Origin of the sequence: Vibrio intestinalis (assembly GCF_025195085.2) — a bacterium.
Taxonomy (GTDB): domain Bacteria; phylum Pseudomonadota; class Gammaproteobacteria; order Enterobacterales; family Vibrionaceae; genus Vibrio; species Vibrio intestinalis.
Genome location: NZ_JANAVY020000001.1, coordinates 41332 through 57151, shown reverse-complemented (window position 1 = coordinate 57151; position 15820 = coordinate 41332). Strand labels below are relative to the sequence as shown.

Below are 15820 nucleotides of genomic sequence, written 5' to 3'. Positions count from 1 at the left end.
TAAACATTATTGCATCATTAAACGTGATCTAAAGCTCAGTAAATTCTTGATTCGATCATAGAATAGAATACCAATAGCGAACGGTATGACCGTATAGAGAAACAAGGATTTAAAATGAGAAGCCGCATTGAACAAGCATTAGCTGAAACACCAAGCCAAATTCGCGACTTTCTTTCTTCTATCGTTTTACAAGACGATTTCGACGCGACCCTTTCTAAACAGCAATATTCCGAGCTGCTTGCCCTATCAGGCTTAGACGATGCAGAGCTGCGTGTTGCGCTTCTGCCGTTCGCCGCTGCTTACTCTTACGCACCAATTTCTAACTTTTATGTTGGTGCGATTGTACGTGGCTTGTCTGGCAAACTCTATTTTGGCGCGAATGTTGAGATCTCTGGCGCTCAATTAGGTCAAACGGTTCACGCAGAGCAATCGGCAATCAGCCATGCGTGGATGAAAGGCGAAACAGGCATTTCTGATATCACTATCAACTTTAGCCCATGCGGACACTGCCGCCAGTTCATGAACGAGCTGACCACAGCAAAAGAGTTGGTTATTCAACTGCCTCAACGTGATGAAAAATCACTACAAGAGTACTTACCAGAATCATTTGGCCCAGCAGACCTAGGCATTGAGTCCGGTTTAATGGCAACATTAGACCACGGTAAAACCTCAGATGAAAACGACCCGCTAATCCAAGTTGCTTTAGCGGCGCTTAACCGTAGCCATGCACCATACACACATAACCTTAGCGGTGTCGCTCTTCGTCTCAACGATGGCAAAGAGTATGTTGGCGCGTATGCAGAAAACGCTGCATTCAACCCAAGTTTGCCACCTCTACAAGTCGCAATCATTCAATTGCTGTTAGACGGCCAATCGCTTGATAATATTGAATCAGCAGCGCTGGCTGAAATGGCAGATGGTAGTATCAGCCACCTAGCCGATACGCAATCTACGCTAGAAGCAATCAACCCAGATATTCCTGTCGCCTATCTGGCGGTTTAGCTTATCTTTCGGGTTAATAGAATCAAAAAAGGCGCTGAATTAGCGCCTTTTGTTTTTGTATGAGATTATAAGTCGAAGAACGGTTGTGCATCCACTTCGAGATTGTGTGGTGCAATCGCTTTGTCTATCTTTACTGGGTTGTGTTTCAAATCCACATAGGCGACTTCAACATAACGTTTGTACTTACGAGAGTAGAAACATTTCACTTCTGGCTTTAACGGGTCGTCATGATTGGCCGTCCACACTATTCCGACTCGCCCATCACTTAGTTCAACAATCGAGCCTACTGGGTACACACCAATACAGTTAATGAACTTGTAAACCAGCTCTCTATCGAGATGGGTTGGCGTTAAACTAAGTAGCACTTTAAACGCCTCAGCAGAGCTCATTCCCTTCTTGTAGCAGCGGTCAGCCGTTAGTGCATCGTAAATATCAACGATACTACTCATACGGCCATGCATTGGGATTTGCTCAGCAGTTAAGCCCGCAGGGTAACCTGAACCATCGAGTTTTTCATGGTGCATTAAGCACACATCACGTGACACATCACTCAAACCATTTACGTTGGTAATGATTTGCGCAGCATACACTTGGTGCAGCTTCATGTGTTCAAACTCTTCCGCAGTTAGGCGCGCAGGCTTGTGCAGCACTTTGTCATCCACTTTGATTTTACCTACATCATGGATGATACCGCCAATCGCCATCTGTTTGAGCATGTCACGCGGCAGTTTAAGGTGCTTACCAAATGTGACTAGTAGACAGGCTACGTTAACTGAGTGCTCTAGTAGGTACTTGTCCTTATTACGCAAGGCGGAGACACATTGCAATGCATCTGAGTCAACGAGGACAGATTCAATGACGTCATCTGCCCACTCTTCAATTTCATCAACCTGAATCACCTTACCTTCAAAAGTATGGTTGATCAGTTTCTGTGCAAGACCTTTGGCCTCACGAATGATTTTTGATGCGCGTTTTTGATGAGCAAAGCGGCTTACTTTTTTTGGCTTTGCAGAAGGTTGGCTTGCTTCGTCGCTCTCTTTCGTTTGCGGAGATGGCGCAGGAGTAAAAACACACCCTTTGGCTGATAAACCTTGATCAACCCAGGCGAACTTAATCCCACTTTTTTTTAGTTGAGCTATCGCTTTTTCGTTAGAGACACGACCGGCATTCGCTAAGTTGACACGTTTGCTGTCTTCAATCGCAGTCACAAACATACCGATACTCAGCGTGTTAATAGGTATTTTTATTGATTTATTAGGATCGTACTGCATTTATAAATATTATCTTAGCGGCTTTGTAAGGCTGGCTATGATTATATTCATCTCTGAGACACAATTCTCCTGTTTAATCACTGATTGATGAATTTGTAAGCAAAAATTACTACATATTTGGCTTTGGTCTTATCAGTAATAATACTTTTTCATTAGTTTCAGCCTAAGCGATCGTAAAAAGGCCTTACATAACTGACAACACTGTTTGTTACACAAGGCCTTTAACTAAATTATCTCAATTAAACTGACTGATAATTAATGTAATTTTGCTAACACGACCTCTTGGTCTAAATGAGCATGATATGGTGTGTAGTCTAAGCCAACATCAAAGATATACTCAGTCACAAGACGGCGAATAGCGGCCACAAGAACCTCTGCCTGCCATGGTTTTTCAAAGTACTGATTGATGCCCGCGGCATTGATCGCATTAATGGTATCCGTATGCGTAGCCTGCCCTGTAAGCAAGATTTTTTTCGTGTACACAAAACGGCGATCACGGCTCACCTCAGACAACAACTCAACACCTGTTTTACCCGGCATGACGTGGTCGGAAACCAACACAGCGATTCTCTCACCTTCAGCATCTAGTTCATCCATCAGCTCAAGCACTTCATCGGCTGATTCACAATCTTCAATATTTAACCAATCACTAAGCGGCTCTAAGTCTTGCAATACGGCGCTTAGCACTTCTCTTTGGTCATCCACACAAATTACGTTCAGCTTATCCATGGTCTTCCTCGATAGGTAATTTGATTCTAAATAGGGTTTGTTCTGGGTCACTCTTAATAGCGATTGTGCCGCCATACCCAGCAATGATTCGGCGCACAATAGAGAGCCCCAAACCGAGTCCAAACGAAAGGCCGCCTTTTTTGGTGGTAAAGTTTGGATCAAAAATTTTCCGTCTTGTCACCGAATCTATCTCAGGGCCATTATTGGCAATCGTGATCAAAATTCGATTCTTGTTCTGACGAGTCTGAATATCAATTTCAGGCTCTTTGGTATTCGCCATAGCATCACAAGCATTTTTGATGATGTTGACCCACACTTGGACTAGCTCTGTCTGCGAGCCTCTAAATGAAGACAACTCTGCCGGACGAATCCTTACCGCGACTCTGCGCAAATCACTTTGCAGCAAGGCAACCGCGCGGTTAATGCTGTCGTTGATATCGAGCTCTTGCTCAGAATCAATCTCTGCGCGACCAAGCTGTTTCACCGATTTAACAATGCCAACCGTATGCTTAGAGGCGATGCGCAAGTCATGCAAATCACGCCCCATCTGCCAAAAGCGAATCGCTTGCTCTGGGCTTTTCAACCAATGCTTCGACACTTCATCACTTGGCAAAGCACGGGCAAGCTCCTTGGCTAAGCCTTTGTCGAGGCCATACTTCTCTTCAAACAACTTGCCGCGTTTTCTGGCTTCACTTGAAGAAGTTTTCTGCCCTTGCATCAAACCGCAATCAAAGAACTGACTCGCTTCTGGGTGTACCTCTTCAAGCAGCTCCATGATTACCCCTTCCAAGCGTTCAGACTTGCTGCTCACCACACCAATTGCATTATTCAATTCATGTGCGATACCCGCAGCAAGCTGGCCTAAGGTCGTCATCTGCTCAGCGAGATTGAGCTTTTGTAGCGCTTTTTCTTTAGCCACTGCTTCTTGCGTTGCACGGCGCTGGCGGCGAGAGAGCTCATTGACGATCACGGGCATAAACTGCGCAGTTAACGGGCCATAACTCTCCTCTTCCACTGGCTCAGTCGTGTGATCAATCCACGCCAGCTTAACTTGGCTTTTGGCCACCACAGTCGATGACGCTTCACCCGTACCGGAGAAGAAGCTGTGAACACCAATAAATGCGCCTTCATTCGCGTAGAATACAGGCGTTCGGCTACCACCACGCTCGGAGTAATAGCCAATAAGCTCTCCATCCAGCACGTAATACAGTCGCTCATTACAACCGCTTTGCTCAATTAAGGTTGCTCCTTCATCAACCACTACCGTACGCTCGGGCGTACTGAAGTAGCGGTCAACAAGAGTCCTTAAATCTGCTTTGTACAACACTAGCCAATGTGCCCCACTGCATGTAGAACCCACACCAATACAAAGCTAAGCAGCACACCAACAATACCTAGGATGACACCAACGCGTGCCATTTGATTACTTTGTACATGCCCAGTCGCATGTGCCAATGCGTTTGGCGGTGTACTGATTGGTAATGACATACCAAGTGACGCAGCAAAGGTCACCACCAGAATGAGCGTAATTTCGCCGCCAAGTGGCGCAAGTGACACCATAGATGAACCTAGTGCGGCCATAATTGGCATCAGCAAGTTAGCTGTTGCTGTGTGAGACATGAAGTTGGCCATCACCAGACATAGGAATGCCGCGCCAAATAGAACGATGTAAGGCGAGAACTGATCGAACGGAATACTATGCACCACCAGTTTTGCCAAGCCCGTTTTATCCAAGGCTAGACCAAGTGCGATACCACCGGATACTAACCAAAGTACATCCCAAGAAATTTTCTTCAAATCTTCTTTATTGATGATGCCGGTTAGCGAGAATACAGCCACTGGAATCAAGGCCACGGTATAAGAGTTCATGCCGTGTACTGACCCCATTAACCACAATGAAATGGTTAAGCCAAAGGTAATGTAAACGGCAATCGCTTTTGGCGTTTTAAGGAATTTACCTTTGATGTCTAAGTTAATGGTCTTCTGATCTGCCGAGTAAAGCTTGTCGATTAGGAACCACGCCAGAGCCATCATCACAACCACAAACGGCACACCAAATGCCATCCACTCGCCAAACGAGATAAAGTTATCGCCGACCAAATATTTCAGAGCGATCGCGTTAGGCGGCGTACCAATCGGCGTACCAATACCGCCGATGTTTGCCGCGACAGGGATACACAAAGCGAAAGCGATACGGCCTCGGTCTGTCGGGCCAAACACAGCAATCACTGGCGTCAAGATTGATAACATCATCGCTGTCGTTGCTGTGTTAGACATGAACATTGAGAACACAGCTGTAATTAGCATCAAACCGAGCATCACATACTTAGGGTTAGTGCCAAACGGCTTGAGTAATACACGTGCTAAGTTGACATCCAGTCGATACTTAGTCGCAGCCATCGCCAAGAAGAAACCGCCCAAAAAGAGCATGATGATTGGGCTTGCGAAGGTCGCCATGATTTCATTGTATTTTAGCAACTCGCCAAAATGTGGCTCTCCTTGGTCTAGGCGGAAAAGAATAATCCCCTTGTCTGACAGCATGAGCAGCTCCAAGACAATGATGACCACTGAGGTTGCATAAATTGGGATGGGCTCGAATACCCAACACAATGCAGCAAGTAAGAAAATCGCGATAACTCGCTGCTGGAGAACGGTGATTCCTTCAAATGGAAACGCACTTAACGGCATTAAAAGAATCAGCAGTGGAATAACCACTGGTATGATGTATTTCAAATAAGAACGCATGACGCCACAACTCTTCCTGAGATTATATTAATAGCCGTCTATCATCCTCCTGTTTTGTTTTGATAGTCTGGCGTTAGATCAATGAAAATCAATTCATAATTCAAGCTGTTAGAAAAATGTGCTTCAAGTCAGATTTTGTATCTCTGTAATCCGTTGTTATATCACAACGCAAACGTTTGCTTTTTGGTAAATATTCAGTAATATTCGTGCCAGTTTTTCCTATTTACAGAATAAAGGTTATCTATGTTTGGTACCGCAACTCGTAAAAATGCTACTCGCGTTCTTCTTCTTGGTTCTGGTGAGCTTGGTAAAGAAGTCGCGATCGAATGTCAGCGCCTTGGTCTAGAAGTTATTGCTTGTGACCGTTATGCCGATGCACCTGCTATGCAAGTCGCTCATCGCAGCCATATTATTGATATGCTTGACGGCGATGCGCTGGCGGCGCTGATTGCACAAGAAAAACCTGATTTCGTGGTACCAGAAATCGAAGCTATCGCCACTGACACGCTAGTAGAGCTTGAAGCTCAAGGCTTAAACGTTGTGCCAACAGCGAACGCAACAAAACTAACGATGAACCGTGAAGGCATTCGTCGCCTTGCCGCGGAAGAGCTTGGTTTAACCACCTCTCCTTACCAGTTCGCTGACAACTACCAAGATTTCGCAGCAGCGGTTGAAACGGTCGGTATTCCTTGTGTGTGTAAGCCGGTTATGAGCTCTTCAGGTAAAGGACAAAGCGTCATTAAAACGGCTGAAGATATCGACAAGGCGTGGCAATACGCGCAAGAAGGCGGTCGCACAGGCGCGGGCCGAGTGATTGTAGAAGGCTTTATCGACTTTGATTATGAAATCACACTGCTTACCGTTCGCGCAGTAGATGGCATTCACTTCTGCGCACCAATCGGCCACCGCCAAGAAGATGGTGACTACCGTGAATCTTGGCAACCACAAGTGATGTCAGATACCGCTCTATCTCGCGCCCAAGATGCCGCGGGTAAAGTTGTTGAAGCGTTAGGTGGTTATGGCATTTTTGGCGTTGAGCTGTTTGTTAAAGGTGACACTGTCATCTTTAATGAAGTTTCCCCTCGCCCCCATGACACGGGTTTAGTCACTCTTATGTCGCAAGATATGTCTGAGTTCGCGTTACACGTTCGCGCATTTACCAAGCAGCCAATCGCAGCCATCACCCAATTCGGTCCTAGCGCATCAGCGGTTATCCTTGGTCAAGGCACATCACAAGATATTCAATTTGAAGGTATGGCAGAAGCCGTTGCTGCGCCGCAAACTCAACTGCGCTTATTTGGTAAGCCAGATATTGATGGACGTCGCCGCTTAGGTGTCGCGATTACCCGTCGTGACTCGATTGAAAGCGCAGTTAACGATGCGATCACCGCGGCTAGCAAAGTGAAAGTGATTTACTAATCACGGGCTATATTTCCAATAGAAAAACGCTTGCCGATTGGCAAGCGTTTTTATTTACTCGAAATTAAGCTTGAATCAAATACACTTCTTCAGCAAAACGGGATAGCCCCTTTTTCGCTATCTTCGGGTGATGCTCATCAGCATCGTCACGATACAGTTTAATTATAGTGAATTCAGAAAAATGCTGACGCACTTCCTGCTCAGTGACCGAGAATGGAGGCCCTGCCATTTCCTCTTGCGGGTAATCCAATGTTATCAAAAGAATGCGAGCTCCAGGTTTGAGCAAGCTTTTGATCTTCTCTACATAAGCCACGCGCATCTCTTCAGGTAACGCAATTAATGCAGCTCGGTCATAAACCACATCGACAGGCTTAATCGGCGCCGTAAAGTAATCTCCAACATAAATCGACAATTCATCGAACTGAAATAGCTCATGCTGGCCATTAATCGGCATCACCATTGGGGTATAAAAATGCTCTGCAAAAAAGGCGCGTACCGCAATGTTACTTAACTCAACACCCTGCACATCACTGTGTTTGGTTGCGAGCCACACCAAATCTTCCGACTTACCACATAAAGGAACAAACACATTGTCCTCATGGCTAGCCTTCACCTCCGGCCAATATTTGATAAGCAGTGGGTTTACATCCTCTAGATGAAATCCGATTTGATTCGCTGCCCATTTGTTATGCCAAAATTCTGGATCTTTCATTGTTATTCTCGGCTGACTTTTTGAAACGTAAGCCTATCGAAAAGCGAATCAGAGATAAACACATCATTCAGATTAGGTTCAGAAACGATCGATATACTAATCATCATTGGTTCGGGTGTGATGAAGCAATGACATTGAACTTACACAAACCTGAATTTTGCGTTTTATTTTGACAAAGACTTGAAATTAAACGATTAGCCCCAATACATAATATGTACGACTTGTTGAGCTGAAATTTAATCTTTTAGATTCACCTTTTTAGTAAGCAACGACAAATCCGAGGAGAGTGAATGAGCTTATTCCTACGTACAACGGCCCTAATGCTATTGATGCTTAGCCGTGCTCCAGCCTTTGCCGCTGTACCTTTGGCCGCTCCAAACAATGATAGCGGTCGTTCAACCAATCAAGACCAAGTCTGCTCAAAGGCATTCAAACACAATTTGAGCGGTCTGTATTCCATCCCTACAACCACTACAACCCCTATCCAACCCTATACGGACTTTGACGTGCTTTATAGTAAAGCGCACCAAGCACAGTTCGAACTAGAAACCATCTGTAAAAGTACCGCCCTACTGACTGGCACTGATGCTTATTTCGCAGGTGTGAAATCATCCGAGCGAGCTCAACAAAAAATCGCTCTTGAGTTAGATGGCAATGTCGAGCGCATTACTGACCTAGCGCGTGCAACCATCGTCGCCGATGATGTCGCAAGCTTGATGGAGGTTTACGAAGTTCTCGAGCGAGAAACAACCGTAGTTAAGGTTAAAAACCGCTTTAAGAAACCTGCGCCATCAGGTTACCGTGATTTAAACTTGCTGGTTCAACTGCCAAAAACCAACCTTGTTGCGGAAGTACAGCTGCATTTGAAAGCCATTGCAGATGTTAAATCAGGCCCAGAACATGATCTGTATGAACAGATTCAACACATCGAACGTCGCGCCGACACTGAACAACGCGCAATTAACGAGTTCGAAGTTGCGCAAATTAACAACATGCGCCGCCAATCTCGCCAACTTTACCAAGATGCTTGGCAGCCCTACATCACCACTCACCTGTCGGCAGCATAGCGACTAAGTGATAACTAATAGTTAAAATGGGGCAATCGAGCCCCATTTTTTGATCGATTGATTTTAACTAACAATTTTATCAATCCATCTTTTTGCAATCAGCTATAGTTAAACTAAACAACTATAAAATTTGATGTATATGAAGACTGTACGATTCGCTTTGTGCCTTTCGCTGCTGCTTTCATCTGAAGTTTACGCTGATAGCATCAACGACTATGGACCACTAAAAACCTATGCTCAAGCCCCTTTGCTCACCAATGGGCTTGCACCCCAAATACGTTCTGGATTTGCCATGCCGCTCGATACTGTCGAGCTATATGGCACAGCAACCGCTGCTAGCATTTGGGCGAGAACCGAATACTACACTCTAGATTATTACCAAAACCAAATTGCCATTGGTGGTAAATGGCAGTTCACCGACACATGGCAGTTGGAGATAGGCTATCGCTGGAACTTTGCCGCCAACAATTACTTAGATGGCCTCACTATCGCATTTCATGACTGGTTTAACATCGATCAAAATGGTCGTACTGAAGTGCACAAAGACCGCTTCGTGATTGATATGCCGATCTACGGTATTGAAGAGAGGAACTTCAAAGGCTCGACGCTCAGCCAAGGCATCTACAGTTACTTACAGTATCAAATGTACCAGACAGAGCATCACGCTATTTCTGTCGGTGCAACCCTTCACTATAGCGGAATTGGTAGCGGCATCTTTTATGGCAGCGATTGGGAACAAGCCGTTCAAATCAATTATGGCTACATGCGTGGTAAACATGGGTTTGATGCCTTAATGAGCATCACCTTCAGAGACTCTGATACCAACTTCGAATTCCTACCCTATACCGATCAAAACTGGTCATTTGGAGCCAGTTACCGCTATGAATGGTTTGAAAATCATTTCTTAGTGGCCGAGGCGATGTTCTTTCAACGGGTATCTGAAGGTGATGACCAGTTTAGTGAGATGGCCTATGAGGTGACCTTAGGTTATCGATATCAACTAGAAAACTCCGCGATAGAGTTTTCCGCGAACGAAAATATCATCAATTACGATAACAGTACCGATATCGCATTTACCCTATCATGGCGTTATCGATTCAGCGGTTAAATACGTAAAAAGAGCTTAACCTTGCAGGATTAAGCTCTTTTTCATTAATGACTACACAGTTCAAATTGAGACGATACGTGCCACCGAAGCGCTGATTTCAGAGTCGCTCGCGTTTCGACTCAAACTAAACGATACATATTGGTCGTCACGTAGGCCATGCGAACGGTCTACTTCAGCTAAGCAGTGAATCTGATTGCCCGCAACGATAAACGACAGTTCAATCTCTTTCTTATTCAAAAAGCCGCCACCGCGGAACTCTATCTCTTGGTAGCAGCCTGATTGCGACTTAAAGTGACCACCATTTAAATAGCCTTTCTCGACATCCGCTTTAACCATGCTAAAGCCTACACTTTGCACAGCATTGATCACTTTAGCAACCGCCGGTAGAGGCAAAACTTCAAGGTAATCTCTATCTTTAGGATCTATAGCAAAATCGATATCTAAGGTCGTTTCCACCCAAACGTGACACTGGTTTTTAGTTGCATTTAGCGCGGTGACAGGTGTTTCGTCGTGCAATCTAAGCTCAAATGGGATCTGCTTGTGCTCATTTGCTTGTATTACGAATGGCGTGACTACTTGTAGTGCACCTAATGAAAAATCTTGGTAGCTAACGCCGTTATCACTCTCGACTTTCACTTCCGTGCATAGCTTAAGTTGAATCGCGTCAATCGTCTGCTCGACATCACCACCTTTAATGTGAACGACGCCCTTAAGCAAATCACCCTGTGTCACAGACATACTTTCTAATACTGTATCAACTTTAGCTGCGCCAATACCCAATGAGGCTTTTAGTTTCCCAAGCATGAGCTCTTCCTTTGTTCATTATGTTTATCATTATCTTTGCTCGATAGTTGCCTAGCACGCCGTTAAGTGCAAGCCATAAGCACAGATAGTGAGTGATTCCACATCCAAGTGCTCAGCTCTTCACCAGTTCTTGCATTTGTTCTATATTTGAGTAACCATTTGTATATTCAATTAAGTGGTTTTGTATAAGTTATGGCAACTCCTATCTATCAGCAGATTAAGCGCTATATTGTCGATAACATTGAGTCGGGCGCGTGGCCAATTGGTCATCGAATACCGACTGAGTTCGAACTCACCGAGCAGTTTTCAGTGAGCCGAATGACGGTCAACAAAGCGATACGAGATCTAGTGAGTGAGCAGCGCCTGCAACGTAAACCAAGGCTCGGTACATTTGTCTGTACCCCACGCAACAAGGCTGAGTCACCTTTGGTTGATATTCGCAATATCGCCGAAGAAGTACGCGCTCGCGGCCATCGTTATCACAACTCCATTGAAGTTCAGCGCCAAGTGATCGCCGATGAAAACATCGCGACTCGATTAGGCGTGATGCTAGGAAGCCCTGTTTTTTATTCTGAAATCATACACTTTGAAAATGAGTCCGCGATTCAATTGGAGTGCCGCTGGGTGAATATTGAGTTTGCGCCGGATTACCTCAAACAAGATTTCAGCCAAACCACCCCAACCCAATATTTGTTTGAACACTGCCCACTGAGTGCTATTGAGCACAGTGTCGAAGCTATCATCGCGCCTAAGTCGATTCAAAAAGCGTTACAAATGGATGCTAACGAAGCCTGTTTACAGCTCAAACGTAGGACGTGGAGCGAACGCAATTTAGTCAGCTTTGCATTGCTTTATCATCCCGGCTCTCGCTATAAATTAAGTTCTAAAGTTACCTTTTGATATAGCATTTCATCCTATTTATTGATCACAATTTAGACACATCCAACTTGATCAATCACGGTATCTGATTCAATAATTTGTATATACATTTAATGTTTGGATCGATATTGTGCAGGATGCTCAAATGACTTCTCAACCGACATTCCCTTCTCAGGTATGGCTCACCAATGCCCGTTTACTTACCATGATGGCGGGAGATGCAGGTTATCAGGTTTCTTCGCCAACCACTGTGCATATCAAAGGTGGTCGAATCGCGTCAATTGGCCTGCCTTTACCAAGCACCGATACAATACCAACTATCGATTGTGCTAACCGCTTGGTTACGCCTGGGTTCATCGATTGCCATACCCATTTAATCTACGCCGGAAACCGTGCCAACGAGTTTGAAATGCGCCTTAACGGCAAAAGCTATCAGGAGATATCTGCCAATGGCGGCGGGATTCTCGCGACAGTATCGGCAACCCGAACTGCCAGTGAAGAGCAGTTGATCGAGTTAGCCTTACCTCGTTTAGATGGCTTATTGCGCTGCGGTGTTACCACAGTAGAAGTTAAATCCGGCTATGGCTTAACACTTAAAGATGAGCTGAAAATGCTACGGGCAGCAAAAGCACTACAGGATCATCGCTCTGTCAATGTATGCACAACATTACTTGCCGCCCACGCTACGCCACCGGAATACGCCAACCGACCAAGCGCCTATATCGATTATGTCTGTAATGAGATTATCCCAGCCGTTAGTGAACAAAGCCTTGCCAGTAGCGTTGATGTATTTTGCGAATCTATCGGCTTTGATCTCGCTCAGACAGAACAAGTATTCCTTACCGCTCAGCAACATGGTTTAGCAATTAAAGGCCATACCGAACAACTATCAAATCTTGGTGGTTCAGCATTAACAGCTAAATACCAAGGCTTATCTGTCGATCATATTGAGTATCTTGATGAACAAGGCGTCAAAGCGTTAGCCGAAAACGGAACAGTCGCAACCTTACTTCCCGGCGCGTTTTACTTTCTAAAAGAAACTCAACAACCGCCTATCGCTCTACTGCGCAAACACCAAGTGCCAATGGCTGTCGCCACCGATATCAACCCGGGTACGTCGCCCTTCGCAGATTTAACTATGATGATGAATATGAGCTGCACTCTATTTGGTTTAACACCAGAAGAAGCATTACGCGGTGTGACATCTAATGCGGCGCGAGCTCTAGGTTTAGCCGACCAAACTGGGCAGTTACAAGTTGGCTATCAGGCAGACCTCGCTATCTGGGATATCGACCATCCTGCCGACTTCAGTTATCTACAAGGCGTGACGCGTTTGCACGCGCGCCTCGTCGGGGGACAAGTGGATTATGTCTAATCTAACCACGCAGCAAGAATTTCACTGGCAAGGCCGTGTTGATGAAGAAGATGGCACGCTAGGTACACGTATTCACAGCATCATTAAAGCTATGCAGGTCGAGCAACTTCAGCCGTATCATAACGCCGTTAGTATTTTGGGCTTTGCTTGTGATGCTGGGGTAGCGAGAAATAAAGGTCGAATTGGCGCGCGTAAATCGCCAGACCTGATTCGTCGCGCCCTTGCCAATATGGCATGGCACAAAGAGAGCGCCATCATCGATCTTGGTAATGTGGTATGTGAAGACGACTTACTTGAACAAGCGCAATCACACTGTGCCGATGTTATCTCCACAGCCTTACGCTCGACGCCAGTCATCACGCTTGGTGGCGGTCATGAGGTTGCATGGGCTTCATTTCTGGGCCTAGCTCGTTACTTCGAGTTTTTGAATCCCAACAAAGCACCGCGCATCGGCATTATCAACTTCGATGCGCATTTTGATTTGCGTGCATTTGAGCATCCGCACGTTGAAATTAAACCAAGCTCCGGTACGCCATTTAATCAAATTAATCACTTTTGCGAACAAAAGCAGTGGCCGTTCCACTATGCCTGTTTAGGTGTCAGCCGTGCCAGTAATACCAAAGCGCTGTTTGACAAAGCCGACGAGCTTGGGGTGTGGTATGTAGAGGACAAAGACCTTTCTCATCTTAACCACGTTTATCACCTCACCCAGCTACAGCACTTTATCGATAACTGTGATTACATCTACCTCACGATTGATTTAGATGTGTTCCCAGCAGCGATTGCTCCGGGCGTTAGCGCCCCAGCAGCAAGAGGCATCAGCCTCGATACAATCAATCTATTTCTAGAACGTATCCTACATTACAAGAAAAAGTTGGTCATTGCCGATATCGCCGAATACAACCCAACCTATGACGTTGATAGCCAAACTGCACGTTTGGCTGCGAGATTATGTTGGGATATCGCCAATGCCTTCTCAGAAAAATAGAGAATAACAAGGAGTCTTCTCATGACGGAACGCCAAATTGATCTAAAGCGTCTCGATAACTCGCGCACCATTCGCGCGCCCCGTGGCACAAAGCTCAATACAAAATCATGGCTCACTGAAGCACCGCTACGTATGCTAATGAACAACTTAGACCCAGATGTCGCTGAGCATCCTCACGCATTAGTTGTTTATGGCGGCATTGGCCGAGCAGCTCGAAACTGGGAGTGTTTCGATAAGATTGTTGAGGTGCTAGAACGTTTAGAAGAAGACCAGACCTTATTGGTACAATCAGGCAAACCTGTCGGCGTTTACCCGACTCACAAAAATGCCCCTCGTGTATTAATCGCCAACTCCAACCTTGTACCTCATTGGGCCAACTGGGAGCACTTTAACGAGCTCGATAAGCAAGGCTTAATGATGTACGGCCAAATGACAGCGGGCAGCTGGATTTACATCGGCTCACAAGGGATAGTACAAGGCACTTACGAAACCTTCGTCGCAGTGGCTAAACAGCATTTTAATGGCGACGCCAAGAACCGTTGGATACTTACCGGCGGCCTCGGTGGTATGGGTGGCGCACAACCACTTGCCGCGACCATGGCAGGCTTTTCTATGTTGGCCGTTGAATGCGACGAGTCACGAATTGATTACCGCTTACGCACTGGCTATGTAGACAAAAAAGCCACCAGCCTAGATGAAGCATTAGCGCTGATTAACAACGCGCAAACACCTATCTCGGTTGGCTTACTAGGCAATGCAGCCGATATCTTCCCTAAGCTTGTAGAGCTCGGCATCACGCCTGATGTAGTCACCGACCAAACCTCGGCGCACGATCCGCTTAATGGCTACTTACCCCTTGGCTGGAGTATGGATGACGCTCAAGCTATGCGCACCACTGACGAAGCGAAAGTAGTCAAAGCCGCAAAACAATCGATGGCACTTCAAGTGCAAGCAATGTTAGAGCTGCAACAACGTGGTGCTGCTACCCTTGACTACGGCAACAATATTCGTCAAATGGCGTTGGAAGAAGGCGTTTCGAACGCGTTTGATTTCCCGGGGTTTGTACCACAATACATTCGTCCACTCTTCTGTGAAGGCATTGGCCCATTCCGTTGGGCAGCGTTGTCAGGCGATCCAGAAGACATCTATAAAACAGACCAAAAAGTCAAACAATTGATCCCTGATAATCCGCATCTCCATAACTGGCTAGATATGGCTCGTGAACGTATTCAATTCCAAGGTTTGCCATCACGAATCTGCTGGGTGGGGCTAAAAGATCGTGAACGTTTAGGTCAAGCATTTAATGAAATGGTGCGTAGCGGTGAGCTGTCAGCACCGGTTGTGATTGGCCGAGACCACCTTGATTCAGGCTCTGTCGCCAGCCCAAACCGCGAAACCGAAGGCATGCTCGACGGCTCTGATGCTGTATCCGATTGGCCATTGCTCAATGCGATGTTGAATACCGCTGGGGGCGCGACATGGGTTTCACTTCATCATGGTGGCGGCGTCGGTATGGGATTCTCGCAACACTCTGGCATGGTAATTTGCTGTGACGGCAGTGATGACGCTTCACAGCGTATCGCCCGCGTGCTTCACAATGACCCTGCAACTGGCGTCATGCGCCACGCTGATGCAGGTTATGACATCGCTAAGCAATGCGCAGCGGAGCAAAAGCTTGATCTGCCGATGCTCAATCAAGAACTGGCTAAACTGCGTTAAGG

14 protein-coding genes are annotated in these 15820 nt (G+C 46.0%); 8 read left to right on the top strand and 6 right to left on the bottom strand.

Annotation, left to right across the window (positions count from 1 at the left end; genetic code table 11):
* The first annotated feature begins 114 nt into the window (after nucleotides 1-114).
* Nucleotides 115-1002: a cytidine deaminase gene (gene cdd, locus MU515_RS00215; protein ID WP_260258347.1), complete on the top strand. Its 888-nt coding sequence runs from the start codon at nucleotides 115-117 to the stop codon at nucleotides 1000-1002.
* 65 nt (nucleotides 1003-1067) lie between these two features.
* Here cdd and MU515_RS00210 read toward each other — a convergent pair whose 3' ends face one another.
* The 4 genes from MU515_RS00210 to MU515_RS00195 form a co-directional block, all read right to left on the bottom strand.
* Nucleotides 1068-2273, bottom strand: a complete 1206-nt coding sequence (locus MU515_RS00210) for a cyclic di-GMP phosphodiesterase (RefSeq protein WP_260258346.1) — start codon at nucleotides 2271-2273, stop codon at nucleotides 1068-1070.
* A gap of 255 nt (nucleotides 2274-2528) precedes the next feature.
* Entirely contained in the window at nucleotides 2529-3002 is a 474-nt protein-coding gene (locus MU515_RS00205; protein WP_260258345.1) for a response regulator, read from the bottom strand.
* Entirely contained in the window at nucleotides 2995-4326 is a 1332-nt protein-coding gene (locus tag MU515_RS00200; protein ID WP_260259154.1) for an ATP-binding protein, read from the bottom strand. The genes MU515_RS00205 and MU515_RS00200 overlap by 8 nt, the downstream gene beginning before the upstream one ends.
* 2 nt (nucleotides 4327-4328) lie before the next feature.
* Nucleotides 4329-5747, bottom strand: coding sequence for an SLC13 family permease (locus MU515_RS00195; RefSeq protein WP_260258344.1), 1419 nt, complete (start codon nucleotides 5745-5747; stop codon nucleotides 4329-4331).
* A 243-nt stretch (nucleotides 5748-5990) separates the two neighbouring features.
* Here MU515_RS00195 and purT point away from each other — a divergent pair, with 243 nt between their 5' ends.
* Nucleotides 5991-7166 (top strand): formate-dependent phosphoribosylglycinamide formyltransferase, encoded by a 1176-nt coding sequence (gene purT / locus MU515_RS00190; RefSeq protein ID WP_260258343.1) that lies wholly within the window; start codon nucleotides 5991-5993, stop codon nucleotides 7164-7166.
* Between the two features lie 64 nt (nucleotides 7167-7230).
* Here the strand turns inward: purT and MU515_RS00185 are convergent, their stop codons facing one another.
* Nucleotides 7231-7878, bottom strand: coding sequence for a thiopurine S-methyltransferase (locus MU515_RS00185; protein ID WP_260258342.1), 648 nt, complete (start codon nucleotides 7876-7878; stop codon nucleotides 7231-7233).
* 290 nt (nucleotides 7879-8168) lie between these two features.
* Between MU515_RS00185 and MU515_RS00180 the strand changes: the two genes are divergently transcribed.
* Nucleotides 8169-8945, top strand: coding sequence for a RelA/SpoT domain-containing protein (locus MU515_RS00180; protein ID WP_260258341.1), 777 nt, complete (start codon nucleotides 8169-8171; stop codon nucleotides 8943-8945).
* 139 nt (nucleotides 8946-9084) lie between these two features.
* Entirely contained in the window at nucleotides 9085-10053 is a 969-nt protein-coding gene (locus tag MU515_RS00175; protein WP_260258340.1) for a DUF3187 family protein, read from the top strand.
* Nucleotides 10054-10113: 60 nt separating this feature from the next.
* Here MU515_RS00175 and MU515_RS00170 read toward each other — a convergent pair whose 3' ends face one another.
* Nucleotides 10114-10857 carry a sporulation protein gene (locus MU515_RS00170; RefSeq protein ID WP_260258339.1) on the bottom strand — a complete coding sequence of 248 codons (744 nt, stop codon included), beginning with the start codon at nucleotides 10855-10857 and terminating at the stop codon, nucleotides 10114-10116.
* Between the two features lie 192 nt (nucleotides 10858-11049).
* Between MU515_RS00170 and hutC the strand changes: the two genes are divergently transcribed.
* From hutC to hutU, 4 genes are all read left to right on the top strand, one after another.
* The gene (gene hutC / locus MU515_RS00165) at nucleotides 11050-11757 is read left to right on the top strand and encodes a histidine utilization transcriptional repressor HutC (protein WP_260258338.1); all 708 of its coding nucleotides are present in this window, start codon (nucleotides 11050-11052) and stop codon (nucleotides 11755-11757) included.
* A 124-nt stretch (nucleotides 11758-11881) separates the two neighbouring features.
* Nucleotides 11882-13111, top strand: a complete 1230-nt coding sequence (hutI, locus tag MU515_RS00160; protein ID WP_260258337.1) for an imidazolonepropionase — start codon at nucleotides 11882-11884, stop codon at nucleotides 13109-13111.
* The gene (gene hutG / locus MU515_RS00155; protein WP_260258336.1) at nucleotides 13104-14099 is read left to right on the top strand and encodes a formimidoylglutamase; all 996 of its coding nucleotides are present in this window, start codon (nucleotides 13104-13106) and stop codon (nucleotides 14097-14099) included. The genes hutI and hutG overlap by 8 nt, the downstream gene beginning before the upstream one ends.
* Before the next feature lie 21 nt (nucleotides 14100-14120).
* Nucleotides 14121-15818: a urocanate hydratase gene (gene hutU, locus MU515_RS00150; protein WP_260258335.1), complete on the top strand. Its 1698-nt coding sequence runs from the start codon at nucleotides 14121-14123 to the stop codon at nucleotides 15816-15818.
* The last annotated feature ends 2 nt before the right edge of the window (nucleotides 15819-15820 follow it).

Coding starts and splice junctions, on each gene's coding strand:
- cdd (WP_260258347.1), top strand. CDS start 115: ATGAGAAGCCGCATTGAACAAGCATTAGCTGAAACACCAAGCCAAATT.
- MU515_RS00210 (WP_260258346.1), bottom strand. CDS start 2,273: ATGCAGTACGATCCTAATAAATCAATAAAAATACCTATTAACACGCTG.
- MU515_RS00205 (WP_260258345.1), bottom strand. CDS start 3,002: ATGGATAAGCTGAACGTAATTTGTGTGGATGACCAAAGAGAAGTGCTA.
- MU515_RS00195 (WP_260258344.1), bottom strand. CDS start 5,747: ATGCGTTCTTATTTGAAATACATCATACCAGTGGTTATTCCACTGCTG.
- purT (WP_260258343.1), top strand. CDS start 5,991: ATGTTTGGTACCGCAACTCGTAAAAATGCTACTCGCGTTCTTCTTCTT.
- MU515_RS00185 (WP_260258342.1), bottom strand. CDS start 7,878: ATGAAAGATCCAGAATTTTGGCATAACAAATGGGCAGCGAATCAAATC.
- MU515_RS00180 (WP_260258341.1), top strand. CDS start 8,169: ATGAGCTTATTCCTACGTACAACGGCCCTAATGCTATTGATGCTTAGC.
- MU515_RS00175 (WP_260258340.1), top strand. CDS start 9,085: ATGAAGACTGTACGATTCGCTTTGTGCCTTTCGCTGCTGCTTTCATCT.
- MU515_RS00170 (WP_260258339.1), bottom strand. CDS start 10,857: ATGCTTGGGAAACTAAAAGCCTCATTGGGTATTGGCGCAGCTAAAGTT.
- hutC (WP_260258338.1), top strand. CDS start 11,050: ATGGCAACTCCTATCTATCAGCAGATTAAGCGCTATATTGTCGATAAC.
- hutI (WP_260258337.1), top strand. CDS start 11,882: ATGACTTCTCAACCGACATTCCCTTCTCAGGTATGGCTCACCAATGCC.
- hutG (WP_260258336.1), top strand. CDS start 13,104: ATGTCTAATCTAACCACGCAGCAAGAATTTCACTGGCAAGGCCGTGTT.
- hutU (WP_260258335.1), top strand. CDS start 14,121: ATGACGGAACGCCAAATTGATCTAAAGCGTCTCGATAACTCGCGCACC.